This window comes from Aliiruegeria lutimaris (genome assembly GCF_900099935.1).
Classification (GTDB): Bacteria; Pseudomonadota; Alphaproteobacteria; order Rhodobacterales; family Rhodobacteraceae; genus Tropicimonas; species Tropicimonas lutimaris.
This window is the reverse complement of record NZ_FNEK01000003.1, coordinates 97,297-123,663: the sequence shown is the minus strand read 5'-3', so window position 1 is coordinate 123,663 and position 26,367 is coordinate 97,297. Positions and strand designations below refer to the sequence as shown.

Below are 26,367 nucleotides of genomic sequence, written 5' to 3'. Positions count from 1 at the left end.
CGTGTTCCTTTCGGCGTACATACTTTTCCGACTGTACGGACATTCGCTGAGGGTACGACTTAACCCGACATACCAATTCGAAAATCGAATTTGCGGGCGGGAACACTTTCAATTCAGTCTACAAGACCAAGGGGCCAAGGAGAGTTCATGACCTCAGAAGAAATGAAAGGCGCTTATCGTGCATATATAGCGTGCTTGAACAAACAAGACTGGGAAAACCTTCACCGCTATGTTGCCGATCAAGTCGAGTACAACGGCAAGACCACCGGACTAAAGGGTTATCGGGCTATGCTCGTTGAGGATTTCCTTGCGATTCCAGACCTTTGTTTCACTATCACCCATCTCGCCAGTGATCCGCCGATAATCGCCAGTCGCCTCGCCTTCGACTGCACGCCCATCGGTCAGCTCTTTGGCTTCCCCGTCAACGGTAAACGGGTTCGGTTCGATGAGAACGTGTTCTACGAGTTCCGAGATGGAAAAATCCAGAGTGTTTGGTCTGTCATAGACAAGGCTGCTATCGCCTCCCAAATCTGAACCGTCATTGGCTGTTATGGGCTCGTCGGCACCCTTCGCCGTATCGTCCACTAACAACCGGTTCGAGGTTGGATGGCACTCCTTGGCAGAGCAGGACCAGCATAGTGATGCACTTGGCCCGACGTAGGCTCAATACAGGTCGCGTGGGCTGTTTGACCCATCTGTTGACTTGCCACGCATGCAACGCTTCAAACCACTAACCAGCAACGGTCGACGTCGGGTCAAAAAAACAAGGGCCGTGCCACGCGGCACAGCCCTTGCTTTGTCGGCCGGACTTCCCTCAGTAGTTTTTCGTCTCGCCCGCTTTCGCGATCTCGTCGCCAAGGGCCTCGGCCATCTTGGCATTCGCCTTGCGGAAGGTCTCCATGATGAGCAGGATATCCACCTCGCCCACGATCAGGTTATGGCCACGCTCCTTCAACTCGGCATGGTTGTAGGCCGGCCGGGAGACAGTGCCCATGAGCTTGTCCGTCTCCAGGATCCGGCGTTCCGTCTCGGCGGCCAGCGCCTCGGCCTCGGGCTTGCCCAGTTGCTCCAGCAGGCCAACCGTGCCCGCAAGGTCGTTGGGACCGAGGAACAGCATGTCGATCCCGTCGACCGCCGCGATATCGGCGATGTTGGGGATAGCGTCCTTGTGCTCGATCTGGGCGATCACGAAGGTTTCCTCGTTATGGGTCGCGAGGTAGCCGGTATTTGTGCCGTATTGCGTCGCCCGACCCACGGGTGCCGCATAGCCACGGGTGCCGTGCGGCGGGTACCGGCAGGCATCTGCGGCCGCCTTCGCCTGTTCGCCACTGCAGATCATGGGGATCATGATCGACTTTGCGCCGATCTCCTGCAGGCGCTTGAGATAGACCTGGTCGTTCCACGGCGCGCGCACGATGGCGTGGCCACCGGCGGCCTCGACCGCGCGGATGATGTGCATCGTGGTCTCCAGCCCCGCGGGACCGTGCTCGTTGTCGATCACAACGCAATCCCAGCCCGCCCAGACCGCGGCTTCCGCGATGGACGGAATTCCCAGGTCGAGCCAGATCGCGCGCACGCAGCGACCACCCGCGATCTGATCGCGCAGCCAATTCCTGCCTTTCATGTCACTTACCCTTCTGTTTGCGGTTTCGACCGTGAGATTTCACGGATGCTCCGAAGGACGAGCAGTCCCCAGAGGCCAAGCGTGATGATGCCGAGAACCATCGAATATTGTCTATCGAAGAAAGCGCTCAGATCGCCCTGCGCCTTGATCATCGAGACCATGAAGTTGTCCTCGATGATCTTGCCTAGCACGATACCAAGGATGGCTGGCGCGAGCGGGATGCCGACTTTTTCCATGTAGTAGCCCATCAGGCCGAGCGCGAGCACGATCCAGATCGCCGTGACGGTGCCGGCAATGGCAAATGCGCCCACCATGGAGAAGAGCAGGATCACCGGCGCCATGACCGCGCGCGGCACCTTCAGGATGAAGGTGGAGGCGAGGATCGCCAGGATCCCGACCGGCACCATCATGATATTGGCCACCAGGAAGGAGCCGAACAGCGCCGAGGTAAGCTCCGGCTGGTCAACGAAGATCCGCGGACCGGGAGTGAGCCCCTTCAGCAGCAGCACGCCGATGGCGATGGCGGTGACGGAGTCGCCGGGGATGCCGAAAACGAGCGCCGGTGTCCAGGCGCCGCCAATGGCCGCGTTGTTGGCAGATCCACCGGCGGCCACGCCTTCGAGCGATCCCTTGCCGAATTTCTCCGGATCTTTCGAGAACCGGCGGGTCAGCGCATAGGAGATCCAGGCGGCAATGTCGGCCCCTGCCCCGGGCAGCGCGCCCACGAGCGTGCCCAGCACGGAGGAGCCGCCAACCGTCTTGGGATACTTGAACACCACCGCGAGAGCGGCCTTCATTGCCGCGCCGACCTTTTCGGTGGCGTGGATGATCGTTTCGGCCGGTTTGTCGAGGATCTGCACGTTGCGCAGAACTTCGGAGAAGGCAAAGATACCGATCATCGCGGGGATGAAGGAGATGCCGTCCAGCAGATCGAAGGTGCCGAAAGTGTAGCGCGGATGCCCGACCGCCACGTCGATACCGACGCAGGCAATTGCCAGGCCGATGCAGAGCGAGGCAAAGCTCTTGGGCACCGTGCCGCCGCCGACGAAGATGGCGCATGTCAGGCCGAGGCAGGCCAGCCAGAAGGTCTCGAAGCTGGAAAAGCTGATCGCGATGCGGGCGAGTTGCGGCGCCACGAGCATCAGGATGATCACCCCGATCACACCACCGATGGCGGCAGTGATGAGCGAGACAAAGAGCGATGTCCGCGCCTTGCCTGCCTGTGAGAGCGCGTGCGCGTCATCCACATAGGCCGCCGAGGCCGGCGTGCCGGGGATGCGTAGAAGCGTGCCCGAGATGTCACCTGCAAAGATGGCGGTCGTGGTGGTGGCCACGATCGCCGAGATTGCCGGGATCGGGTCGAGAAAAAAGGTGAAGGGCACCAGGAGCGCCACCGCCATGGTGGCTGTCAGCCCCGGCACCGCACCAACGAAACAGCCATAGAAGGTGGCCGCGGCGATGATGATCAGGTTGCTCGGGGCAAGTACCGTCAGAAGGACGTCTGAGAGCATGAAACGGCCTCCTTACCAGGCGATCGGTTCCAGCAGTCCCCAAGGCAGGGGCACATGCAGGAAGGAATAGAAGATGAAGTGGACGAGGAAGGTCACGAACACCGCCAGCAGCAGCGCCTTCCACCAGATGATGCGGAACAGCAGGAGCAAAACCAGCAGAACGGGGAACGCCACCACGTGGAATCCCAGTGGGTCGAGCCCGAGCGCGAAGAAGACCACGCTGGCGATGATGGCGAGCGCGTTGATCAGCGGCCAGTTCGATTTCGGACCGGTCTCGGCCGGAGCTTCCTCGACCGCTGGCTGCATGAGCCCGGTTACCAGGATCATCACCCCGCACAGAACGAGGCCAAGTCCGGCGATGGTGGGGAACAGGCCCGGACCGTAGGTCATTCCGCCCATGGTCGGGAAGGATTGCGCCTCCCAGGCAAACCATGCGCCGGCGCCGGTTAGGATGACGCCTGTGATTATGTCTTTATTTATCATGGGTCTGGTCTCGTCTGATTGGCGAGAAAAGGTCCGGGGCAGCGAGAGGGGGTTGAGGGAGTTGCCGCCCCGGACAGGGAGATTGGCGCCATAGGGACACGCCAGTCGTGTTCTTGTTTTTGGTCCCGTTCTTACTTGGCCAGCCCGATCGCCTTGATCGTTTCACCCAGCGAAGCATCGGAAGCCTTGACGAATTCGTTCAGATCGTCAGTGCCCATCAGAACGACATCAGCGCCACGAGAGGCTTTGAAATCGGCCCATTCGGGGGTCGCCATCACCTTCAGAGCGGCCTTTTCGTAGGAGCAGGCGATCTCTTTATCCAGGCCTTCGGGGCCGGAGACGGTGATGAAAGCGGCGAGCGTGAAACCGGAGGCCAGCTGTTCGGCGGTGGTCGGGATATCCGGCAGGGCAGCCATACGCTCGGTATGCATGTAGCCCAGACCCTTCAGTTCACCCTGTTCGATCAACGTCTTGGCTTCGGATTGGGCGACGGTCACAACGTCCACACCACCGGCCATCAGTTCTTTCATCGCGGGCGCGGCGCCCTTCGACGGGATCCAGCGGATCGCTTCGGGGTCCATGCCTTCGGCATTGAGCAGACCGGCCAGCGCGAGATGCCAGATGCCACCCTGCGAGGTGCCCGAACCGGTCAGCTTGCCGGGCTCGGCCTTGGCGGCGTCGAGAACTTCCTGCACCGAGTTGAAGGGCGAGTCCTTGCCGACGGTGAAGCCGGCGGGAACGATGTCGACGAGCGCGATCGGGGTGACGTTCTCATAGGTCAGATCCGTCAGGCCAACCCAGTGCATGGTGTTGATCTCGACGGTCACCGCACCAACCGTGTAGCCGTCGGGCTTGGCACGGGCGATGGCGGAGTGGCCGGTCACGCCGTTGCCGCCGGTGCGGTTGACGACGTTGAAGGGCTGGCCGAATTCCTGGCTCAGAAGGCTGGCGAGCATGCGCGAGTTGGCATCGGTGCCGCCACCGGCACCCCAGGGCACCACGTAGGTCACGGCGCGTTCGGGTTTCCAGTCGCATTCGGCAGCGGCCTGAGTCGCGACGAGCGCCGTGAGGCCGATTGCAGATGCGCCCAGAAGGCGGTTGAGGGCTTTTGTCATGGAATCCTCCCAAGATTCACAGTTGTTCAGGTCCCCGACCCCGCCGATTTCCGTCGAACTGGCGAGTCTCTCCAGGTGAAAATCAGAGCCCGGGCAGATTTTGGGTAGCATCGCTGAAACGTTTCAGCAAGAATGAAGTCAAACGATTGAGCGCCTGCGACAAAGCACACCGTCCCAGGCCGGGATCGCGAGGGAGCAGACATGCAAAAGCGGATAACGTTGAAGACCGTCGCTGAAGCCGCCGGGGTCTCGGTTTCGGCCGTCTCGATGGCACTGCGCGATCATCCCCGCATCTCCGAGACAAAGCGCGAAGAGATCAAGGCGCTCGCCCGGAAACTTGGCTATATATATAACCGCCAGGCCGCGAGCCTGCGGCGGGGCACGAATGACAATATCTCGATTTGCGTCAACGACCTGCACAACCCGGTCTTCCTTGAATTCCTGACCGCCATCGAGCGGGAGCTGCGCCAGTCCGACAAGCTCGTTCTGCTGTGCAATGCGCACGAGGAATGCGAGATCCAGGACAGTTTCATCCGCCGGATGCTCGAACAGGGGTCCTCCGGTCTGCTGCTGTCGCCGGTAGAGGGTACCTGCCCGGACACGTTGCGTACGATCGTCCAGAACAACTTTCCTACCGTCTTCTTTACGCGCAGGCTGGAGGATGAAGGTTTCGATCATGTTGTCAGCGACGATGCGCTCGGGGTCGGGCTGGCCGTGGACGAATTGGTGCGGCTCGGCCATCGGCGGATTGCCTGGATCGGCGGCGGCCAGCAAACCTCGACCGCGGCCGGCCGCTGCGAGGGATTCGCGGCGGCGCTTCAGAAGCATGACCTGCCATTGACGGAAGCCATGGTCGAGAAGGTTCGGGAAACGAACCTCGAAGCCGGGCGCGCGGCAATGGACAGAATCCTGCGGCATGCCCCCGAAGTGACGGCTGTGGCCTGTTTCAGTGACCTTCTCGCGCTTGGGGCGGCGTCGACCTGTCGCGAGGCGGGGCGCAGCGTCGGCCAGGACATCTCGATCATCGGCCATGACGACCTTGAGCAATCGGTCTATTTCGATCCCGGGCTGAGCTCGGTCCGCGTGGCCAAGGAACAGATCGGGCGTGACGCGGCGCGGCTGCTTCTGAACCGGATCGCGTGCCCGGAGGCACCGCCCGTCCACGAGACCGTGGCGCCTTCCCTGATCCTGCGGGGAACGACCGGCCCCTGCCCGTTACGTTAAGGTGCGTTAACCACAATCCCCAAAAATCAATGCTAACGAAATGTTAACGCGCTAGGCTTACGGCACGGCGCGCCCTGCCCCGCGCGCCTGATCGAGCAAGGAGGCGTTTCATGCGGTGCGCGGCCCTTCTGTCCATTTTCCTGTTCGGCGCCTGTGCGTCACCCGATGCGGAAGTTACCCGCGGCGGGCCCGGCCCGAGCTACACTTGCATCCTGCCCAAGCTCAACAGCGCCGGCTTGCGGCAGACCACGCAGGCCACGCCGGAGGGTTGGCGGATAAATGTGCAGATCCTCGCCGGCCCGCCGAGCGGCTGGTATGACAAGGGCCATATCGAATATGCCGCCGGGCGCCTCGCCTATATTCCCAACAGCGCCACGTTCGGCATCGCCGAGAAACGCACGCGCAAGGCAATCCACCCATTGCTGAAGACATGCGGCGGCTGACGCGGCGGGCTCAGAAATGCCCCTCCTTCACCGCCTCCATCGCCACATAAGTCGATGTGCTGGCCACATGCGGCAGCGTCGACAGCCGCTCGGCCATGACCTGCCGGTAACGCTCGATATCGGCGGTGCGCACCTTGAGCAGGTAGTCGAAATTGCCTGCGATCATGTGGCATTGCTCGACCTCCGGGACATTGCGCACCGCGCGGTTGAACTCCGACAGCGCCTTTTCGTTGGTTGACGAGAGCCGCACCTCGACAAAGGCCACATGCGACCGCCCCAACCGGATCGGATCCAGCAGCGCATGGTAGCCCAGCACGTAGCCCTCCGCCTCCAGCCGCTTCAGACGCGCCTGCGTTGGCGACTTCGACAGCCCGATCCGGCGCGCAAGGTCGGTGACGGCAATCCGGCCATCGGTGGAGATCACATCCAGAATGGCGTGATCGAAGGAATCAAGCGGGGTGGCATTGCGTGGCATCGCGGGCGATCTTCCTGACAAGGAGGCAAAATTCGGTTCATTCGTCTCACATTTTTCAAAACACAGCCATACCGCCTGATCCAGACAGGATAGAATGCATCAGTTCATTTGCACAGGCCACCCCAATGACCGAGACCCTCGACACTGTCCGCGCACGCCTGCGCGCCCTCACCCTGCCGAACGAGAAGGCCCGCCTTGGCGAGCTGACCGCGCTCGCCGCGCTCTCGCCCGAGGACCGCGCGGCGATCTGTAAATCCGCCGAAGGGCTCGTGAAGGCCATTCGCGGCTCCGACGATCCGGGCCTGATGGAGATGTTTCTGGCCCAGTACGGTCTGTCGACCGACGAGGGCATCGCGCTGATGTGCCTGGCCGAGGCACTGCTCAGGGTGCCGGACGCGGCCACGATCGACGCGCTGATCGAGGACAAGATCGCGCCCTCCAACTGGTCCTCGCACCTGCGAAAATCCGCCTCCTACCTGGTCAATGCCTCGACCTGGGGCCTGCTGCTGACCGGTAAGGTGCTGGACAGCGATCATCCGGGGCTGGCCGGAACGCTGCGCGGCGCAATGCGTCGGCTCGGCGAGCCGGTGATCCGTTCAGCCGTCGGGCAGGCGATGAAGCAGATGGGCAACCAGTTCGTCCTCGGCGAAACCATCGACTCGGCGCTCAAGCGCGCGGCGAAGATGGAGGCCAAGGGCTACAGCTATTCCTATGACATGCTGGGCGAGGCCGCCCGCACCGAGGCCGACGCGCTGCACTATCATCGCGCCTACCTGCAAGCCATCCACGCGATATCTCCGGCGGCCAAGGGCGACGATATCCGCCGCAATCCCGGCATCTCGGTGAAACTCTCGGCACTGCATCCGCGGTTTGAGGTCGGCCAGCGCGACCGGGTCATGCGCGAGCTTGTGCCGCGCGTCCGCGACCTGACGCTGGCCTGCAAACATGCCGGCATGGGGCTCAATATCGACGCCGAGGAGGCCGACCGGCTGGAGCTGACACTCGATGTGTTCGAAGCCGTCGCTCGCGATCCGCGCCTGGCTGGCTGGGATGGGTTCGGCACCGTGGTGCAGGCCTACGGGCCCCGCGCCACGGCGGCCATCGACTGGATCGTCGCGCTGGCAAACGAGCTTGATCGCCGCTTCACCGTGCGGCTGGTCAAGGGCGCCTATTGGGATGCGGAGATCAAGCGCGCGCAGGTGCTCGGGCTCGAAGGCTTCCCCGTCTTCACCCGCAAACCGCTCACCGATGTGAGTTATATCGCCTGCGCCCGCCGGCTGCTCAACGCGACGGACCGGATCTATCCGCAATTCGCCACCCATAACGCCCATTCGGTAGAGGCCATCCTGCATATGGGAGCGGACAAGCAGACATATGAACTCCAACGACTGCACGGCATGGGCGAGCGGCTGCACCAGATCGTCAAGGACCGCGAGGGAACCCGCTGCCGGATCTACGCCCCCGTCGGTGCGCATCGCGACCTGTTGGCCTATCTCGTCCGCAGGCTGCTGGAAAACGGCGCGAACTCCTCCTTCGTCAACCAGATTGTCGACGAGGAGGTGCCCGCCAGCGTGGTCGCCCGCGATCCTTTCGCCGAGGCCGAAGCCGCGCTCGCGCGGCCCACGCCAGTCACGAAACCCGCAGATATCTTCGGCGAGGGCCGCACGAATGCGCGCGGTTGGGACATCACCGACGCAGGCGAGCTCGCCGGGATCGACGCTGCCCGCGCGCCGCACCGCACCGCCCGTTTCACGGCTGGCCCGATCGTGGAAGGTCGGGAATATACCGGCGATGGGCAGGAGATCGTGAACCCCGCCGATCCGGCCGATATCGTCGGCACCGTCGTGGAGGCCGATGCCTCCACCATCGAAGCGGCGCTGGCTGCCGCCAAGCCATGGGACGCCGCCCCCTTCGAGCGCGCGGCCACCCTGCGGCGGGCGGCCAATCTCTACGAAGAGAATTTCGGACTGTTCTTCGCGCTTGCCGCCCGCGAGGCCGGGAAGACACTTTTGGATTCCGTGGGTGAACTGCGCGAGGCGGTGGATTTCCTACGCTACTACGCCTCCCGCATCGAGCTGTTGGACCAGCCCGCCCTCGGCACTTTCGCCTGTATCAGCCCGTGGAACTTCCCGCTGGCGATCTTCACCGGCCAGCTCTCGGCCGCGCTCGCTGCCGGCAATGCCGTGATCGCAAAGCCCGCCGAACAGACCCCGCTTATCGCCGCCGCCGCCGTAAGGCTGCTGCTGGAGGCCGGGGTTCCCGGCTCCGCGTTGCAATTGCTGCCCGGTCGTGGCGAGACGGTCGGTGCGGCGCTCACATCCGATGCGCGCGTAGATGGCGTCTGCTTCACCGGTGGCACCGACACCGCGCAGATCATCAACCGCTCCATGGCCGCCTACCTCGCCCCCTCCGCCCCGCTCATTGCCGAAACCGGCGGGCTGAACGCCATGATCGTCGATTCCACCGCCCTGCCCGAGCAAGCCGTGCGCGACATCCTCGCCTCCGCCTTCCAGAGCGCGGGCCAGCGCTGCTCGGCGCTGCGTTGCCTCTACGTGCAGGAGGACATCGCCGAGAGCCTGCTGAAGATGCTCAAGGGCGCGATGCAATGCCTGCAGATGGGCGCGCCTTGGGAGCTCGCTACCGATATCGGCCCGGTGATCGACGCCGAGGCCCAGGCTATGATCGACGCCCATGTGGCCAAGGCTGCAGAGGAAGGTCGGCTCGTCTACCGCCTGCGCGCGCCGTCCGGTGGCCGCTTCTGTGGCCCCGCCGTGATCCGCGTGGATGGAATCGAGGATCTCGGGCGCGAGATCTTCGGCCCGGTGCTGCATGTTGCGACCTTCAAGGCCGCCCAGCTGAACAAGGTGATCGACCGGATCAATGCCACCGGCTATGGCCTGACCTTCGGCCTTCACACCCGGATCGACGACCGCGTGCAATCGGTGGTGGACCGGGTGACGGCGGGTAACCTCTATGTCAACCGCAACCAGATCGGTGCCGTCGTCGGCTCGCAGCCTTTCGGGGGCGAGGGGCTGTCGGGGACAGGGCCCAAGGCGGGCGGACCCGACTACCTGCCGAAATTCACCGCCGTACCGGCGTCCGAAACGGAGACGGACGCTTTCGCGACCGGCGTCAACCCGGACGATCTGCAGACCGCCCTCAATGCCGCACGGAAGGAACAGCCCGTCCTTCGACAAACCGAAATGCCCGGGCCCACCGGCGAGCTGAACCGCCTGACAACCCTGCCCCGCGCTCCGGTTCTCTGCCTCGGCCCCGGAAACGCCGCAGTGGAGGCGCAAGCCGCGCTCGTGCGAGACGCCGGCGCGGTGCCGGTTCCGGTGAATGGAACGCTGTCGGCAGAGGCGCTTGGTGGGCTGGACGGTTTCGGCGCCGTTCTGTGGTGGGGAGACGAGACCGCTGCGCGCGCGATGCGTAAAGAGCTGGCCGCACGCAAGGGCGCGATCCTGCCAATTCTGACCGGCCGCAACCCGGCCTCCGCCTTCCACCTCGAACGCCATCTCTGCGTGGACACCACCGCCTCGGGCGGCAACGCAGCGCTGCTGGCCGCCGTCGCGGAATAGGCACCGCTTTCCTGAGCGCGGAGCGGTTTCATCGGCCGACAACTGCCGCTGCAAACGCCAAGGCGTCGAAATTGCGCAAGCGCTGCCCGTCCTTCCGGGCGGGCGGCCAACACCACATGCCGTTGCGGAACAACGGCAAATCGTTTTGCCGCTTGCCATATTACTGCCCGAAGCGGAGGATATCGACAGACGATCCGCCGGAGATTTCATGTTGCGTCCCCTGTTTTTCTTCCTTGCATGCCTGCTTGCGGCCGGTGCCGCCCTCGCCGAGGGCGAAACCCGGCTGGAAGAGATGGCCACGGCCGATGACACGCGCGGCTGGGAAGCCGTGGGGCGCATCGACATGGGGCATGGCAGCTTCTGCACCGGTGCGCTGATTGCGCCCGACATGGTCCTGACCGCCGCGCATTGCCTGTTCGAGCCGGATACGGGCGAGCCGATCCCGGTGGCGCAGATGGAATTCCTCGCCGGTTTCCGCAATGGTCGCGCCGAGGCCTATCGTGGGATCCGCCGCGCGGTGTCGCACCCCGAATACGATTTCGGTTCTGACAAGAAGGTCTTCCGCGTCTCGCGCGATCTGGCACTTCTGGAACTGGAACGCCCCATCCGCTCCACCCACGTGATCCCCTTCGATATTGCCGGCGCGCGGTTGCGCAAGGGCAGCGAAGTCACCGTGGTCTCCTATGCCGAGAACCGCGCGACCGCGCCCTCCCTGCAACAGGTCTGCTACGTGTTGGAAAGCTATCGCGGCGTGGGGATGCTCTCCTGCTCCGTCGATTTCGGCGCCTCCGGCGCACCGATCTTCCTGATGAGCGAAACCGGCCCGCGCATTGTCTCCGTCGTTTCGGCCAAGGCCGAAGCCGACGGACAGCCCGTTGCGCTCGGCGGCCAGCTTCATGGCTCGATGGAGGCGCTCGAAGAAGCTCTCTCTTCGGCGACCTATGTCGGCATGGGCGCGCGGCTGTCCGGCAGCCCGGACTCGAGCCGGCTCGGAGCGAAATTCCTCCGTCCGTAACAAGACTTCTGTCCTTTTCGCCCGGACCAATAGGTGGAAGGGGGCGCTGCCCCCCGCGCTCTTTCGAGCGCTCCCCCCGGGATATTTGGGGGAAAAATGATGGGGCACCGTCTGCTTTCATCTTTCCAGAAAATACCTCCGCCGGAGGCACGACCCGAAGGATCGTTCAACCCAATGGGCAGCAGGCAACGAAGACCTGCGATTCTTCTGCGGCCGACCTCTTGAACCGCCAGTTTGACATACCCAGATAACGGGCATCCGGGCGCCGCCGAGCGGGTCCGGGCTATGAAAACAGCGCCTGTCCGAATGGAAGGTGCAAAAGGCAACATCGCTCAAGAGAGGATGAAAATATGCGTACGTTTGACTTTGCCCCGCTTTACCGTGCCACCGTCGGCTTCGACCGCATCGCCGACATGATGGACCGGGTGATGGAAACCGAGGTGTCCGCCCCGACTTACCCGCCCTACAATATCGAAAAGACCGCTGACGATGCCTATCGCATTTCGGTTGCCGTCGCCGGCTTCGCGGAAAGCGAACTGTCCGTCGAGGTCAAGGAAGGCTCGCTCATCGTCGCCGCCCGCAAGGCCGAGGACGACAAGGAGCGGACCTACCTTCATCGTGGCATCGCCACCCGCGCCTTCGAACGTCGCTTCCAGCTCGCCGATCATGTCCGGGTGACCGGCGCCAGCCATGTTGACGGCATGCTGCATATCGACCTCGTACGCGAGGTGCCGGAAGCGTTGAAACCCCGCCGCATCGAGATCTCCGGGAGCAAACCGGCGATCGAGGCGGAGACCGTCGAATACTGATAGAAGATCGAGATTTCCGCCGGTGCCTCTGTGCCGGCGGGACCTGAAAGGACGCGTTCCCCGCAGGGCGCGTTCTTTCTCGTTTGTGGCAAACCACATGGCCGCGCCCTCCCGCCCGTTCGGCACCGGTTGACAGTCAGACCCGGAAGGGATTGCCTCCCAGTCGAAACCGGGAGCAATGCGTGGAAGGAGACCCGACATGAGCGACGCAACCGCAGGATGGTTCAACAGCAGCGAGATGCTCATCGGCGGGGTCTGGTCCGGGACGACATCACGATTGCCGTTGGAGAACCCTTCAACCGGCGCCCAGATCGGAGAGATTGCCCGCGGCACGTCTTCGGAGATCGACGCCGCCGTTTCGGCCGCGCGATCCGCCCTGCAGGGCCCGTGGGGTCGCTCGACCGCCGTGGAACGCGGCCGGATCCTGAACCGGATCGGTCAACTGGTAAAGACGCACCTGGAAGACCTCGCCCGCCTGGAGGCGCTCGACGTCGGCAAGCCGCTGAGCCAGGCGCGCAATGACGCCGTGGCGCTGGCGCGCTACATGGAGTTCTACGGCGGCGCAGCCGACAAGATCATGGGCGAGACCATCCCCTACATGGACGGCTACACAGTCTACACCCTGCGCGAGCCGCTCGGGGTGACGGCTCATATCATCCCATGGAACTACCCGATGCAGATCATCGGCCGTTCCGTTGGCGCCGCGCTCTGCATGGGCAACGCCGTGGTGCTGAAACCGGCCGAAGAGGCCTGCCTGACAGCGCTCGCCTTTGCCCGACTGGCCGAAAAAGCCGGGTTGCCGGCGGGCGCGTTGAACGTGGTGCCGGGCCTGGGCGAAGAAGCCGGCGCGGCGCTAACGGCGCATCCGGGCATTCAACACGTGTCCTTCACCGGCTCCTTCTCCGTTGGGCAGGCCGTTCAGAAAGCCGCGAGCGAGAATGTCGTGCCGGTGACGCTTGAGCTTGGTGGCAAGTCTCCGCAGATCCTGTTCGAGGATGCCGATATCGACGCCGCCCTGCCCTTCCTCGTCAATGCCGGGATCCAGAACGCCGGGCAGACCTGTTCGGCTTCCTCCCGCATTCTGGTTCAGTCCGCGCGCTTCGACGAGATGGCCGGGAAGATGGCGGCACGATACCGGCAGTTGCGCGCCGGTCCGGCCGAGGCGGACCTCGAACTTGGTCCACTGATCTCGGAACGCCAGAAACAGATCGTCGAGGGGTATCTGCGACTTGGCGCGGATCTGGAAACGCTGGCGACGGGCCGTGTCGTGGAAGATGCACCCGAGGGAGGCCATTACGTTGCCCCGCATCTGATCGCGGGCGCCCGGCCCGGCCATGTGCTGGCGCAGGAAGAGATCTTCGGCCCGGCTCAGGTGCTGCTGCCCTTCGACACGGAGGATGAAGCGGTCGCCATTGCCAATGGCACCGGGCTGGGCCTCGTGGCCGCGGTCTGGAGCGCCAATGGCGCGCGACAGATGCGGATGGCCAAACAGCTGCATGCCGGGCAGGTCTTCGTCAACAATTACGGCGCGGGCGGCGGTGTGGAACTGCCCTTTGGGGGCACAGGAAAATCCGGCCATGGCCGGGAAAAGGGAATGGAGGCGCTCTATTCCTTCTCACAACTGAAGACAGTGGCCTGCCTGCACGGCTAGGCGTTCTTTAGCTCGTAAGGAGGCGTCTCTGCCCATATCTCAGGGACGAGCGATCCTCCGGATCGTGCCTCCGGCGGGTTTATTTGACGTCAGAAGAAGGCCTCAGGATCACCTGCATTTCTTCTGACTGGAAATATCCCGGGGGTTTGGGGGCAGCGCCCCCAAAGTCCGGAAGAAAATCCGACTCGGCAATCAAGCCAGTAAAAAAACGGTTTAAGAGCGTTATAAAAGCGAAGCTCACGCCACCCGATCGAGTTCGTCCTTCAGCAGCCGCAGCACTTCCTCTGGCGGAACGTCGGCGGTGACGAAGGCATGCCCGATGCCGCGGGTCAGGATGAAGCGAAGCTGGCCAGCGACCACCTTCTTGTCCTGTCCCATCAGATCCAGCAGCGCCTCGGCCGAGGGCATCTCGCCTGGAATATCGGCGAGATCGACCTTCATACCCATCTGCCGCAGATGCGCGCGGACGCGGGAGGGGTCCTCCTGGGAGCAAAGGCCAAGACGGGCTGACAACTCGATCGCCAACGCACAGCCAATGGCCACACCCTCGCCATGCAGGAGCCGGTCGGAATAGCCCGTCGCCGCCTCCAGCGCGTGGCCGAATGTGTGCCCGAGATTGAGCAGCGCGCGGTCGCCCCGCTCCGTCTCGTCGCGGGTGACGATATCGACCTTCATCTGGCAGGACCATTTGACCGCCGCGATCCGCGCACCGACATCCCCCGCCGCCAGGGCCGGGCCGTTCTTTTCGAGCCACTCGAAGAAGTCGAGATCGCCAAGTAGCCCGTATTTGACCACCTCGCCGTAACCGGCCAGGAAATCGCGAGGCGTCAACGTGCCAAGAAGGTCCACATCGGCCAGCACATATGCCGGTTGATAAAAGGCGCCGATCAGGTTCTTGCCGGCGGGGGAATTGATTGCCGTCTTGCCGCCCACGGAGGAATCCACCTGTGCCAGCAAGGTCGTCGGCACCTGGATGAAGCGCACGCCGCGCCGGGTAATGGCGGCGGCGAAGCCCACAAGATCGCCAATGACACCGCCGCCAAAGGCAATGACCGTGTCCGAACGCTCCATGCGCTGCTCCAGCAGCCACTCGACGCAGCGTTCCAGATTGGACCAGGACTTGGTGCTTTCACCCGCCGGAAGCGTCAGCGAAATGACCGAGACTCCCTCGACAGCCAAGGCCTCCTTGAACGCCTCCAGATGCAGTGCGGCCACGTTCTCGTCGGTGATGACAGCCACCCGAGGCCGTTTCAGGAACGGCTTGATTCGATAGCCCGCCCGGGCAAGAACTCCGGAACCGATCCTGATGTCGTAGGCGCGATCGCCCATCGGCACGTGCACGATTTCCATTAGCTCTATTGCTCCTCAAGTACGTCGGGACGGGCGCGCAGCGCCTCGATCACCTTGTCGACCATATCGGCGATGGCATATTCGGGCCGCGCCTGCACCGCGAGATCCGCCTTGGCATAGATGGGCGCCCGGATCGCGTAGATTTCCTCGAGCGTCGCACGCGGATTGGATGTGCGCAACAACGGGCGGGTCTCCTTGTGCTTGACCCGGTTCCAGAGCAGCTCGACATCGGCATCCAGCAATACCGAGATCCCGCGTTCATGGATCATTTGCCGGTTCCGCTCGGCGAGAAAGGCCCCGCCGCCGGTCGACAGGACCCCCGGCGCACAGTCGAGCAGGCGGGAAATCACTTCGGTCTCCCGGTCACGGAAGAACTGCTCGCCATCGCGCAGGAAGATCTCGGCAATCGACATCTGCGAGGCTTCCACCAGTGCCGCATCACTGTCGATGAAGGGCACGCCGAGACGGGCCGCCAGCGCGGTTCCCACCGCCGTCTTGCCTGCGCCCATCATGCCGACCATGACCACTGTTTTCTTCAGCACCGCTGTCAACCGTTTCTCCTCGTCGCGCCTCACCCGGCGCGGCTCCGCCGAGGGGAAAAATTATCTCCTTCAATGGCGTGAATTCCCCGGGGATGCCATGTATAAATTCGCGAGACGCTCGTACGAAGGCGCGGGAAAAGAAAGCAGGCAGGATATGTGGCGACTGATCAAACTTCTGTTCTTCCTGGTGGTGATCGCCGCCATTGGCCTTGTTGGATATGCCTATATCGCCGACCTGACACCAACACAGCAGCGTGTCAGCGAGCCGGTCACGCTCGACGTGGATTGAGCGGATGCGCGTAACGGCTGTCGTTTTCGGTCTGGCTTTTCTTCTCAACGGGGAAAATGTCGCGGCCCAATCCTCCGATGACCCGATTTCGGCCATCGACTGGCTCACCGAGAGCCTGAGCGATCCCGTTGCGAAGCCGGGCGGGCAGGAGCCGGTCACGCCCGGCATCGTGACCGAACCGATCAGCGTGCAGCCGCTAAATGCGCCCTCGCCCGATGGCGTGGGCTTGTTGCCCCGCTCGGTGACCGGGCTTCCGGCAAATCTCTGGGGAAGCTCGGACCGCGAATCGCTGATCCGTGCCATTGCCGATTTCCCCGTCGAGCCGCTGCCGGCCGTGCAGGACCAGTTCCGCCGCATCATGCTTGCCGAGCTCGACCCGCCGGCATGGTCCAGCCCCGACGCCCCGCTGTTGCAGGCCCGGGTCGACGCGCTCCTGGCGCGTGGCGCCGTGGAGGAGGCAGAGGCACTTCTGGAGCGCACGGGGTCGCAGGAGCCGGAACTTTTCCGCCGCGCCTTCGATGTCGGCTTGCTGACCGGGCGCGAGCAGGCGGCCTGCGCCCGGATGCGGGCCGTGCCGGGCATCTCGCCCTCCTTCCCGGTCCGCATTTTCTGCCTCGCGCGCACGGGAGACTGGCCGGCCGCCGCGCTGACCCTCGAATCGGCCAAGGCGCTCGGACAGCTCACACCGCAGGAGGACGCGCTGCTCGCGCAGTTCCTCGACCCGGAACTTTCGGAGCTGTTACCGCCCACCACGGCCCCTACCCGGCCGAGCCCGCTGACCTTCCGGATGCTGGAGGCAATCGGCGCGCCGATTCCCACCACGCCGCTTCCGCTTGCCTTCGCCCATTCGGATCTGCGTCCCACCGCCGGCTGGAAAGCCCGCGTGGAGGCTGGCGAGCGGCTGGCGCGGGCCGGCGCGCTGCCGCCCGATGTGCTGATCGCGATCTATGGCGAACGGCGCCCGGCCGCTTCGGGCGGTGTCTGGGACCGGGTCGCGGCGGTGCAAACGCTGAACGAGGCACTTCGCGCGCAGGATGCGCAGGCCGTTCGCGCGGCGCTCCCGCTTGCCTGGGAGCGGATGGTTGCGGCCGGCCTCGCCCTACCCTTCGCACGCGCCCTCGCCCACGAGATTCTCGCGCTGGACACGATGGGGTCGGACCCGCTCGCGCTCCGGCTGGGGCTGCTCTCGGACAGCTATGAAACCGTCGCACTCGACGCCGCATCGCTGCCCGAGGCGCTCGCCTTTGCCAGCTCCATCGCCTCCGGCCAGGTCGCAAAGGCGCCGCAGGACGCGCTGTCTCAAGCCATTGCCGCCGCGTTCTCCACGCCAGTCCCCCCCTTGCCGCCGGAGCTGACCGGTTTTCTGGAGGAACAGCGCCTTGGCGAGGCGCTGCTGTCGGCGTTGAAGTCGCTCGCCAGCGGATCCGATTCCGACCCCGCCGTCCTTTCCGGGGCGCTGGCCTTTCTGCGTGCCATCGGGCTCGAAGACACCGCGCGCCGCGCCGCCCTTCAGATCCTGCTGCTGGAGCAACCGGCATGACGGCCCCGGCACGCGCCGATCTCTGGATCTCGGGCTTTCTTGAAGCCCAGTCCGCCGAATTGGACGCCGCGCGAAATACCTGCCTCGCCTATGGGCGCGACCTGCAGGATTTCACCGCATGGCTGGACCGCGAGAAAACTTCGCTTGCCCACGCGGACCGGGAAACGGTCGAACGCTACCTCGTTTTCTGCGACGCGCAGGGACTGTCGCGGGCGACACGGGCGCGGCGGCTCTCCTCGATCCGTCAACTTTTCCGGTTTGCCTTCGAAGAAGGATGGCGCGACGACAACCCGGCGATCCAGATCCGTGGGCCCGGCCGCCAGAAGAGCCTGCCGAAGACACTCTCGGTTGCCGAGATCAGCGCGCTCCTGGAGGCTGCCGGCGGGTTTGGCCGTAGCGAGACGGACCAACTGCGCAATCGCTGCCTCGTGCAGCTGCTCTACGCGACCGGGATGCGGGTGACAGAACTGGTCTCCCTGCCGGTCGCGGCGGCGCGCGGCGACCCGCGCATGTTGCTGGTGCGCGGCAAGGGTAACAAGGAACGGATGGTGCCGATCTCGGCGACCGCACGCGAAGCGCTGGCCGAATGGCTCGCCCGACGCGACGAGTTGGAAGAGACCGCGCGGCTCAAGGGACTGCCCCCGTCGCGTTTCCTCTTTCCCTCCACCGGCAAGGCCGGGCACCTGACGCGGCACCGCTTCTACGGTCTGGTCAAGGAAATCGCCGTGGCGGCGGGCGTGTCGCCGCAAAAGGTGACACCGCACACGCTGCGCCACGCCTTTGCGACCCATCTTCTGGAAGGCGGGGCCGATCTGCGCTCGATCCAGACGCTTCTGGGCCATGCCGATATCTCGACCACCGAGATCTATACCCACGTGCTCGAAGAACGGCTACGCGAACTGGTGCTGGAGCATCACCCGCTGGCCAAACACGGCAGGTGACAGGCCGCGGAAGTTGGAGCGTTTCTAGGCCGTCACATCATGGCTATAGAGCCATTTGAAACGGTCGGGCATGAAACCCGGCATCGTCTTGCCGATCACCCGAAGCCCCATATGGGCAAAGCCGCGCACCGGTGCGCTGCTCAGGTGGTAATTGCGGGCGTTCGCCGTTCCTGCATCGACGATTCGTTTACAGCGCGGGGCGCGAAGGGATTCGTAACGCGCCAGTGCGGCCTCGCGGCTCTCCGAACTGTCGAGACAATCGGCCAGCACCCAGGCATCTTCCAGCGCCATGCAGGCGCCCTGTGCAAGGAAGGGCAAGGTCGGGTGCGCCGCATCGCCCATGAGCGCAGCATTCGCGCCATGCCAGCGTGGCGCGACCGCGTGTTTGAACAGCCCCCAGACGATCACGTCTTCGATCCGTTGCAGCCATCCGCGTACCGGATCGCCGAATTCACCGAACAGCGCCCGGAACTGGTCTGGATCGCCGGGATGATTCCAGCCATCCTCCGTCCACTCGCCGCGCTCATGCACGCCCACGATGTTCAGAACCGTGCCCCCGCGCAGGGGATAGGCAACCAGGTGCCGCCCCGGCCCCATGAAGACATGAGCCTCGTTGGGCACCTCGCCCGGCTCGATCGGCAGTAACGCCCGCCATGCGACGTGACCGGTGAAAAGCGGCGTCTCCGCGCCCAGCAGCGCCCGGCGCACGCAGGAGCGCAAGCCGTCGGCGGCGACAACGAAGGGAACCTCCCGCAGCCCAAGGTCCCCGATATCGAGCACCGCGCGGTTGCCATCGAGCGAAACGTTCCCGACGCGCGCTCCCAGCTCGATCTCGACACCCAGTTCGCGCGTCGCGTCGAGCAATATCTCGATAAGGTCGGCCCGGTGAACGAGGCCGAAGCGGCCGAACCGCGTCAGGTCGAGCCGAAGCACTTCCGTGCCACGGGCATAATCGCGCAGCGCGGCGCCGCTGGAGGGAACGGAGATCTTCTCGAAGGCCTCGCCGAGCCCCATCGCATCGAGCACCCGACCCGCATTGGGCGAGATCTGGATGCCGGCACCAACCTCGGCAATGGCCGGCGCCTGTTCGAGGATACGCACCGAAGCGCCCCGCATTGCCAATGCCCGTGCGAGGCCCAGCCCGGCGATCCCGGCACCGAGAATCGTGATTTCCTGCCCGATCAGCATCAGCGGTCCTCCAGATACGACGAACGCCGGGAACATGTCCCGGCGCGCTGAAATTATTCACAAAGCAGGGGGCCCGTAAAGGACTGCAATGCAATATCAATCGTCGCGGTGAACCTTTTCGCGGCGCTCGTGGCGTTCCTGCGCTTCGAGGCTCAGCGTGGCGATCGGACGGGCGTCGAGACGCTTGAGCGAGATCGGTTCGCCCGTTTCCTCGCAATAGCCATATTCGCCCTCGTCGATCCGGCGCAGCGCCGAGTCGATCTTGCCCACCAGCTTGCGCTGCCGATCCCGCGTCCGCAGCTCCAGCGCACGGTCCGTTTCCTCGCTTGCGCGGTCGGCCACGTCCGGAATGTTGCGCGTACTGTCTTGCAAGCCCTCGATCGTATCGCGGCTGTCAGCCAGCAGATCCTCTTTCCACGCAAGCAGCTTGCGCCGGAAATACTCCAGCTGGCGCTCGTTCATGAAAGGCTCGTCTTCGGCGGGGCGGTAATCTTCCGGCAGAAAAGCTTCCTGTTTCATCCCTGCTCCCTCTCGCATTTCGGCCTGCGTCAGCTGTTCCGCGCCGTTTTCCGGCAGCTCATTGTCTATTCGGTCATCTGTCACAGGCATCGTGTCTCCCTTGGCGCGCTACCTACTCCAAGCATAACGGGTTGTCACTTACAAAAAGCATAGGCAGGGTGGCGCAGATACGGGACTGGCCCATGCTTCAAGAACACGATCCAAGAGGCGGTAAAACCAAATGAAATTCTCGGGAACCGATTCATATGTTGCCACGGACGACCTGAAGGTTGCCGTCAACGCGGCCGTGACACTTGAGCGCCCGTTGCTGGTGAAGGGAGAACCGGGCACCGGCAAAACGGAACTGGCGCGCCAGGTTTCCGCTGCGCTCGGCCTGCCGATGATCGAGTGGCATATCAAATCGACCACCCGTGCCCAGCAGGGACTTTATGAATATGACGCGGTCTCGCGCCTGCGCGACAGCCAGCTGGGTGACGAGCGCGTGCATGACGTGGCCAATTACATCAAGCCCGGCAAGCTCTGGGAGGCGTTCGCGGCGCCCGGCAAGGTGGTGCTGCTCATCGACGAAATCGACAAGGCCGATATCGAGTTCCCCAACGACCTGTTGCAGGAACTGGACCGGATGGAATTCCATGTCTACGAGACGAACGAGACAGTAAAGGCCGTCAACCGCCCGATCGTCATCATCACCTCGAACAATGAAAAGGAGCTGCCGGACGCCTTCCTGCGCCGCTGCTTCTTCCATTACATTCGTTTCCCGGACATGGACACGATGCGGCAGATCGTCGAGGTTCATCACCCGGGTATAAAGCAGGCCCTGCTCACCACGGCGCTGACCCAGTTCTACGAGATTCGCGATCAGCAGGGCCTGAAAAAGAAGCCCTCCACCTCGGAAGTTCTGGACTGGCTCAAGCTGTTGCTGGCCGAGGATCTGGAAGCCGAGGACCTGCGCCGCGACAGCACGCAGGCCTTGCCGAAGCTGCACGGGGCGCTGCTCAAGAACGAACAGGACGTGCACCTGTTCGAACGGCTGGCCTTCATGGCGCGCCGCGGCCGCTGAGGCGGCGCGTTTTTCTAAAATTTCGTTAAATGTCAAAATACTAGGAGCCGGGTGACCATATCGGCTCCTTCTTTTTGCCGAATTCTGTTGCGACCAAATACCGAAGCGCCCTCAAAGGGCACGCGGAAGAACTCCTGCAAACCCGGTTTGTCTTTTGGAGTTTCCACGTGTTCCATTCCCAGCAGCAGAAAGCGGAAAAATTTTCCGCACAATCGGAGCCGGACCGATGAGGGTGCGGCAGAACCTTCCCGAGGCGCGGGACCTCGGGCTCGTTCCCGGCTTGAGCCGGGCCGAGCTTCGGCGCGTCTATCGCCAGCTCGCGCGCGAGTATCACCCCGATGGTGGCCGCGCAGGCTCCGATGAAATCATGCGCTATATCAATGCGCTGCATGACAGCCTCAAGGAGTCGCTCGAAGTCGAGGCGCCGCCGGAAACTCCGGTGCAAGCGCCACCGCCCAAACCAGCGCCGCCGAAGACGCCGAAACCGGCGAACCGGACCGAGAAACCTCGCGCGGGACGCGCCCCGGCAACGGAGCCTGCCGAGCCGAGCCCCCAACAGCCCGCGGGGCCGGACACCCTCGGGGAGCTGTCCCTCACCCGGCAGGCGCGCGAATTGATGAGCGCGGCGTTGATCGAGGCGGTCGATGGGTGGCTGGTCTGCAACCGTGGCGTGCCGCGCAATGCGCTGCGCCGGCGGATGCTGGTCCGGCTTGGCCGAATTGGTCCGGTCAGCTGCCCCGGCCTGCACATGCCCGACCGGGTGAGCATGGTGCCCCAGGCGCTGCGGTTCCATTTCCGGTCGAGCCCCGTCGAGGGGCTGAACCTCGTGGCCCTTCCGGCGCTCTCCAACGCAGGGATATGCCTGCGCCCGACCGGGGAAGTTTCCGTCCTGGAGGAGGCGTTCTTCGTTGGACAGGAGCGCTTTTCCGTCAATCCCGGCTGGGCGCGCGCGCATGGGTTCGACCTGGTCTATGCCGGCCGCGTCCTTCCGGTGGAGCTGCTGTTCCAGCCGGGCGAAAGCGACTTCAGCGCAAGCCTTTACCGCCTGCCCAACCAACGGTTCCGGGGCGTTTTTTCTCCACCCGGCAGCACGCCCTGAGGGTTTTACTCGAAGTTGCAATCCGGTAACCTGCCCCCTCAAGGGCAAGGACGGTACGATGAGCGAAAGCATTCTGAAACGGCTGGAGGCCAAGGGCCTGCGCATGACGGGCCAGCGCCGGGTGATTGCCGAAGTGCTGGGCGAATCTCAAGACCATCCGGATGTCGAGGAACTCTATAACCGTGCCTCCGAGCATGACCCGAAGATTTCCATCGCGACCGTCTACCGGACCGTGAAGCTTTTCGAGGAGGCCGGCATCATCGACCGGCTGGAATTCGGCGACGGGCGCGCCCGCTACGAGGATGCCGATCGCGAACATCACGATCACCTGATCGACATCAATTCCGGCGAGGTTATCGAGTTCGTGGACCCGGAGATCGAGGCCCTGCAGGAAAAGATCGCCGAACGGCTGGGCTATGCCCTCAAGGGACACAGGCTGGAGCTGTACGGGGTCCCGCGCAAACGCGGCTGAGCCGCCCCGACATCGGAACGGGCGCTTGCGCTCCACGCAACCCGGCTTTTCACGGGCAGCGGCGGTTTGGCGCTTTGTTATCGCCCCAAAAGCGGTCTACACGGGGGCCAAACACGGTTTTGGCAGCAGGAAAGGCCGGACTCTCCGAATGGGAAATCTGCGCGGCGCAGTTCTGATGATCATCGCGATGGGGCTTTATGCCTTCGAAGATCTGCTCATCAAGCTGGCGTCGGTTCATATGGCCGTGGGCCATCTTCTTCTCTACATCGGTGTCCTGGGGAGCCTGATCCTCGCCATTGTCGTGCGGGTTAACAAGCGGTCGCTTTTGTCACGGGATTTTCTGCACCCCATGGTCATCACGCGCAATCTCGGCGAGCTCATCGGCGCCTTCGCGCTGGTGACAGCGCTCGCGCTGACGTCCCTGGCCTCGGCCGCCTCCATCCTGCAGGCGCAGCCGCTGGCCGTCACGCTGCTCGCGGCGCTGTTTCTCGGCGAAACCGTCGGCTGGCGGCGCTGGCTGGCGATCCTTGTGGGATTCGCCGGAATGCTTCTGATCATTCGCCCCGGCACGGCGGATTTCGACATTGCCTCGTTGCTCGCGGTGCTTGCCGTGGCCTGCTTCGCCATCCGGGACCTCGCGACGCGGGTCATGCCGCGCGGAATAAACTCGCTCCAGGTGTCGCTCTGGGCCTACTACTCCATCGCCCTGATCGGAGCGATCCTGACCCTGGCACAGGGCGGCGTCGGCCCCGTCCCGCTCAATGCAGTCTGGATGCTGATCGGGATCGTCCTGGCCGGCACGCTGGGCTACTATCTCATCGTCGAGGCCGTCCGGGCCTCCGAACTATCTGCCATCGCTCCGTTCCGCTATTTCCGGCTGGTCGTCGCCCTTATCCTCGGCGTGATCTTCCTGGCGGAACGCCCCGATACGTACACCCTGACCGGAGCGGCACTGATCGTCGGATCCGGTTTATACGCACTTGCGCGGGAACGCGCAGTTTTCACCGCGGCCCGACAAGGGTAGAAGGGCCGCGAGTTTCATGACCGCACGGAAAGGACCGTCGCTATGAGCACCATCATCGACATTCACGGACGCGAGATTCTTGACAGCCGGGGCAACCCGACCGTCGAGGTAGACGTCATTCTCGAAGACGGCACCATGGGCCGCGCCGCGGTTCCCTCGGGCGCCTCGACCGGCGTGCACGAAGCCGTCGAAAAGCGCGACGGCGACAAGTCCAAGTTCGGCGGCAAGGGCGTGAGCCAGGCCGTCGCCGCCGTCAATGGCGAGATCGCCGAGGCCCTCGTCGGCTTCGACGCCACCGATCAGGTCGGCCTCGACTATGCGATGATCGAGTTGGACGGCACCGAGAACAAGGGCCGCCTTGGCGCCAACGCCATCCTCGGCGTCTCGCTTGCTACCGCCAAGGCCGCGGCAGACTACACCGCCCAGCCCCTTTATCGCTACGTTGGTGGCACCGCCGCCCGCGTCCTGCCGGTTCCGATGATGAACATCATCAATGGTGGCGAGCATGCCGACAACCCGATCGACGTGCAGGAATTCATGATCATGCCCGTCTCCGCGACGTCGATCCACGACGCCGTGCGCATGGGCTCCGAGATCTTCCACACCCTGAAGAAAGAGCTCTCCGCGGCCGGCTATGCCACGGGCATCGGCGATGAAGGCGGCTTTGCCCCGGCGCTGTCTTCCACCCGTGACGCGCTGGACTTCGTTCTGAAGTCGATCGAAACCGCTGGCTACAAGCCGGGCGACGACATCGTTCTCGCCCTCGACGCCGCCTCCACCGAGTATTTCAAGAACGGCAAATACGAGATGAAGGGCGAAGGCCTGTCGCTGACGTCTGCGGAGAACGTCAAGTATCTCGAAGCGCTCTGCGCCGACTACCCGATCTTCTCGATCGAAGACGGCTGCTCGGAAGACGATTGGGAAGGCTGGGCGATGCTGACCGAGGCCCTCGGCGGCAAGGTGCAGCTGGTGGGTGACGACCTCTTCGTGACCAACCCGGCCCGTCTGGCCATGGGCATCGAGAAAGGCGTCGCCAACTCCATGCTCGTCAAGGTGAACCAGATCGGCACGCTGACCGAGACGCTGGCCGCCGTGGAAATGGCCCACCGCGCCAAGTATTCCAACGTCATGTCGCACCGCTCCGGCGAAACCGAGGACGCCACCATTGCCGACCTCGCCGTTGCCACCAACTGCGGCCAGATCAAGACCGGCTCCATGTCGCGTTCGGACCGCCTCGCCAAGTACAACCAGCTGATCCGCATCGAAGAGCAGCTGGGCGAGAGCGCCATCTACGCCGGCAAGTCGATCCTGAAGTAATCGCTTCGGCAGACCGAAAATCGGGGGCCCGTCCGCGATGCGGGCGGGCCTCTCTCTTTGTCCACAAAAGCCTTTTGGGAGCGCAGACATGCCCGGAACAATCCAGCAGATCAGCACGCGCATCGCTTATCAGAGCCGATGGATGACCGTGCGCGAGGACGCCGTCCGCTTTCCCGACGGCTCGCCCGGCACATTCTCCGTCGTCGACAAGGGCGAATTTGCCGTGATCGTGCCGATCCATTCCGACGGCCGTGTCCAGCTTGTCAGCCAGTACCGCTACCCCGTTCAGGGTCGATACTGGGAAGTGCCGCAGGGTTCCTGGGAAGACCGCCCCGATGCCGATCCCGAAGAGCTCGCGCGCGGCGAGCTTGAGGAAGAAACCGGCCTGCGCGCCGGACGGATGCAGCGGATCGGCCATTACTACCAGGCGCCGGGCTATTGCAGCCAGGGCTACACGCTCTTCGTCGCCCGCGACCTCACCCCCGGAATGCTCGACCGCGAACATGCCGAGCAGGACATGGAAACCGCGTCCGTCCCGCTGCCCGAATTGCTCGCCATGATCGAGGACGGTCGGATGCGCGACACGACCTCCCTCGCGGCCATTGGCTTGCTTCGATTGAAAAACCTGCTCTAAGCTGAGACGATCATGACCATGTTTCCCGCCCAGATCATTTCCCAACTTGGCCTGCGTCAGCATCCCGAAGGCGGCTGGTATCGCCAGACATGGATCGAGGAGCCAAGCACGGGCGCGCGCGCGGCCGGCACCGCGATCTACTACCTGCTCGAACGCGGCCAGCGCAGCCACTGGCACAAGGTCGACGCGACCGAGATCTGGCGTTTTTACGCCGGCGATCCGCTGATCCTGTCCATGAGCGCATCAGAGGCCGGCCCCTGCTCGGAGCAGTGGCTTGGCCCCAACATCGCAGCCCGCCAGTCGCCGCAAATCATCGTGCCCAAGGATCACTGGCAATCCGCCCGCACCTCAGGCGACTGGGCGCTGGTCGGCTGCACGGTCTCGCCCGGATTCACCTTCGACGGCTTTACCCTCGCGCCACCGGATTTCGACATCCGGAGCCACTGAGGCTCGGCAAGGCT

Annotated in this window: 26 protein-coding genes; 17 read left to right on the top strand and 9 right to left on the bottom strand. The window is 64.0% G+C overall.

What is annotated here, in order from left to right; genetic code table 11:
• Positions 1-147 precede the first annotated feature (147 nt).
• Complete coding sequence (locus BLR85_RS02700; RefSeq protein WP_093148914.1) at positions 148-534, top strand: ester cyclase; 387 nt, start codon at positions 148-150, stop codon at positions 532-534.
• A 280-nt stretch (positions 535-814) separates the two neighbouring features.
• On the opposite strand, the gene BLR85_RS02695 is transcribed toward BLR85_RS02700, so the two are convergent.
• From BLR85_RS02695 to BLR85_RS02680, 4 genes are all read right to left on the bottom strand, one after another.
• Entirely contained in the window at positions 815-1,624 is an 810-nt protein-coding gene (locus BLR85_RS02695) for an HpcH/HpaI aldolase family protein (RefSeq protein WP_093148909.1), read from the bottom strand.
• A gap of 5 nt (positions 1,625-1,629) precedes the next feature.
• A complete protein-coding gene (locus BLR85_RS02690; protein ID WP_093148905.1) occupies positions 1,630-3,135 on the bottom strand; it encodes a tripartite tricarboxylate transporter permease in 1,506 nt (501 codons plus the stop codon).
• A 12-nt stretch (positions 3,136-3,147) separates the two neighbouring features.
• Positions 3,148-3,618 (bottom strand): tripartite tricarboxylate transporter TctB family protein, encoded by a 471-nt coding sequence (locus BLR85_RS02685; protein WP_093148901.1) that lies wholly within the window; start codon positions 3,616-3,618, stop codon positions 3,148-3,150.
• 131 nt (positions 3,619-3,749) lie between these two features.
• Entirely contained in the window at positions 3,750-4,733 is a 984-nt protein-coding gene (locus BLR85_RS02680; RefSeq protein WP_093149197.1) for a Bug family tripartite tricarboxylate transporter substrate binding protein, read from the bottom strand.
• A gap of 201 nt (positions 4,734-4,934) precedes the next feature.
• Here BLR85_RS02680 and BLR85_RS02675 point away from each other — a divergent pair, with 201 nt between their 5' ends.
• Both BLR85_RS02675 and BLR85_RS02670 read left to right on the top strand, forming a co-directional pair.
• Complete coding sequence (locus BLR85_RS02675; RefSeq protein ID WP_093148896.1) at positions 4,935-5,957, top strand: LacI family DNA-binding transcriptional regulator; 1,023 nt, start codon at positions 4,935-4,937, stop codon at positions 5,955-5,957.
• Positions 5,958-6,067: 110 nt separating this feature from the next.
• Positions 6,068-6,400, top strand: a complete 333-nt coding sequence (locus tag BLR85_RS02670; RefSeq protein WP_093148891.1) for a hypothetical protein — start codon at positions 6,068-6,070, stop codon at positions 6,398-6,400.
• A gap of 10 nt (positions 6,401-6,410) precedes the next feature.
• Here the strand turns inward: BLR85_RS02670 and BLR85_RS02665 are convergent, their stop codons facing one another.
• Positions 6,411-6,875 carry an Lrp/AsnC family transcriptional regulator gene (locus BLR85_RS02665; protein WP_093148888.1) on the bottom strand — a complete coding sequence of 155 codons (465 nt, stop codon included), beginning with the start codon at positions 6,873-6,875 and terminating at the stop codon, positions 6,411-6,413.
• 125 nt (positions 6,876-7,000) lie between these two features.
• Between BLR85_RS02665 and putA the strand changes: the two genes are divergently transcribed.
• The 4 genes from putA to BLR85_RS02645 all read left to right on the top strand — a co-directional run bounded on the left by putA (position 7,001) and on the right by BLR85_RS02645 (position 13,931).
• Positions 7,001-10,456: a bifunctional proline dehydrogenase/L-glutamate gamma-semialdehyde dehydrogenase PutA gene (gene putA, locus BLR85_RS02660; protein WP_093148884.1), complete on the top strand. Its 3,456-nt coding sequence runs from the start codon at positions 7,001-7,003 to the stop codon at positions 10,454-10,456.
• Between the two features lie 208 nt (positions 10,457-10,664).
• The gene (locus BLR85_RS02655) at positions 10,665-11,471 is read left to right on the top strand and encodes a trypsin-like serine peptidase (protein ID WP_093148880.1); all 807 of its coding nucleotides are present in this window, start codon (positions 10,665-10,667) and stop codon (positions 11,469-11,471) included.
• A gap of 350 nt (positions 11,472-11,821) precedes the next feature.
• Positions 11,822-12,280: an Hsp20 family protein gene (locus BLR85_RS02650; protein WP_093148877.1), complete on the top strand. Its 459-nt coding sequence runs from the start codon at positions 11,822-11,824 to the stop codon at positions 12,278-12,280.
• A gap of 199 nt (positions 12,281-12,479) precedes the next feature.
• A complete protein-coding gene (locus tag BLR85_RS02645; RefSeq protein WP_093148874.1) occupies positions 12,480-13,931 on the top strand; it encodes an aldehyde dehydrogenase family protein in 1,452 nt (483 codons plus the stop codon).
• Between the two features lie 237 nt (positions 13,932-14,168).
• Here BLR85_RS02645 and aroB read toward each other — a convergent pair whose 3' ends face one another.
• Both aroB and BLR85_RS02635 read right to left on the bottom strand, forming a co-directional pair.
• Positions 14,169-15,281 carry a 3-dehydroquinate synthase gene (gene aroB / locus BLR85_RS02640; protein WP_093148871.1) on the bottom strand — a complete coding sequence of 371 codons (1,113 nt, stop codon included), beginning with the start codon at positions 15,279-15,281 and terminating at the stop codon, positions 14,169-14,171.
• A 5-nt stretch (positions 15,282-15,286) separates the two neighbouring features.
• Positions 15,287-15,856, bottom strand: a complete 570-nt coding sequence (locus tag BLR85_RS02635; protein ID WP_093148867.1) for a shikimate kinase — start codon at positions 15,854-15,856, stop codon at positions 15,287-15,289.
• Between the two features lie 121 nt (positions 15,857-15,977).
• Here BLR85_RS02635 and BLR85_RS30200 point away from each other — a divergent pair, with 121 nt between their 5' ends.
• From BLR85_RS30200 to BLR85_RS02620, 3 genes are read left to right on the top strand one after another with little or no spacing between them, the layout of a single operon-like run.
• The gene (locus tag BLR85_RS30200; protein ID WP_093148863.1) at positions 15,978-16,112 is read left to right on the top strand and encodes a hypothetical protein; all 135 of its coding nucleotides are present in this window, start codon (positions 15,978-15,980) and stop codon (positions 16,110-16,112) included.
• Positions 16,113-16,116: 4 nt separating this feature from the next.
• Positions 16,117-17,652: a hypothetical protein gene (locus tag BLR85_RS02625; protein ID WP_093148859.1), complete on the top strand. Its 1,536-nt coding sequence runs from the start codon at positions 16,117-16,119 to the stop codon at positions 17,650-17,652.
• Positions 17,649-18,593 (top strand): site-specific tyrosine recombinase XerD, encoded by a 945-nt coding sequence (locus tag BLR85_RS02620; RefSeq protein WP_093148853.1) that lies wholly within the window; start codon positions 17,649-17,651, stop codon positions 18,591-18,593. The genes BLR85_RS02625 and BLR85_RS02620 overlap by 4 nt, the downstream gene beginning before the upstream one ends.
• A 24-nt stretch (positions 18,594-18,617) precedes the next feature.
• On the opposite strand, the gene BLR85_RS02615 is transcribed toward BLR85_RS02620, so the two are convergent.
• Positions 18,618-19,781 (bottom strand): FAD-dependent monooxygenase, encoded by a 1,164-nt coding sequence (locus BLR85_RS02615; protein WP_093148849.1) that lies wholly within the window; start codon positions 19,779-19,781, stop codon positions 18,618-18,620.
• A 96-nt stretch (positions 19,782-19,877) separates the two neighbouring features.
• The gene (gene dksA / locus BLR85_RS02610; RefSeq protein WP_068309854.1) at positions 19,878-20,300 is read right to left on the bottom strand and encodes an RNA polymerase-binding protein DksA; all 423 of its coding nucleotides are present in this window, start codon (positions 20,298-20,300) and stop codon (positions 19,878-19,880) included.
• 220 nt (positions 20,301-20,520) lie between these two features.
• On the opposite strand from dksA, the gene BLR85_RS02605 reads away from it, so the two are divergent.
• The 7 genes from BLR85_RS02605 to BLR85_RS02575 all read left to right on the top strand — a co-directional run bounded on the left by BLR85_RS02605 (position 20,521) and on the right by BLR85_RS02575 (position 26,353).
• A complete protein-coding gene (locus BLR85_RS02605; RefSeq protein WP_093148845.1) occupies positions 20,521-21,360 on the top strand; it encodes an AAA family ATPase in 840 nt (279 codons plus the stop codon).
• 226 nt (positions 21,361-21,586) lie between these two features.
• Positions 21,587-22,459: a J domain-containing protein gene (locus tag BLR85_RS02600; protein WP_093148842.1), complete on the top strand. Its 873-nt coding sequence runs from the start codon at positions 21,587-21,589 to the stop codon at positions 22,457-22,459.
• Positions 22,460-22,517: 58 nt separating this feature from the next.
• On the top strand, positions 22,518-22,931 hold the full coding sequence (locus tag BLR85_RS02595) for a Fur family transcriptional regulator (protein ID WP_093148837.1): 414 nt from the start codon (positions 22,518-22,520) through the stop codon (positions 22,929-22,931).
• Positions 22,932-23,079: 148 nt separating this feature from the next.
• Positions 23,080-23,955: a DMT family transporter gene (locus BLR85_RS02590; protein WP_093148832.1), complete on the top strand. Its 876-nt coding sequence runs from the start codon at positions 23,080-23,082 to the stop codon at positions 23,953-23,955.
• Positions 23,956-23,997: 42 nt separating this feature from the next.
• A complete protein-coding gene (eno, locus tag BLR85_RS02585; protein WP_093148829.1) occupies positions 23,998-25,272 on the top strand; it encodes a phosphopyruvate hydratase in 1,275 nt (424 codons plus the stop codon).
• Between the two features lie 88 nt (positions 25,273-25,360).
• Positions 25,361-25,906: an NUDIX domain-containing protein gene (locus BLR85_RS02580; protein WP_212635007.1), complete on the top strand. Its 546-nt coding sequence runs from the start codon at positions 25,361-25,363 to the stop codon at positions 25,904-25,906.
• Positions 25,907-25,924: 18 nt separating this feature from the next.
• Complete coding sequence (locus BLR85_RS02575; protein ID WP_093149187.1) at positions 25,925-26,353, top strand: cupin domain-containing protein; 429 nt, start codon at positions 25,925-25,927, stop codon at positions 26,351-26,353.
• Positions 26,354-26,367: the final 14 nt, after the last annotated feature.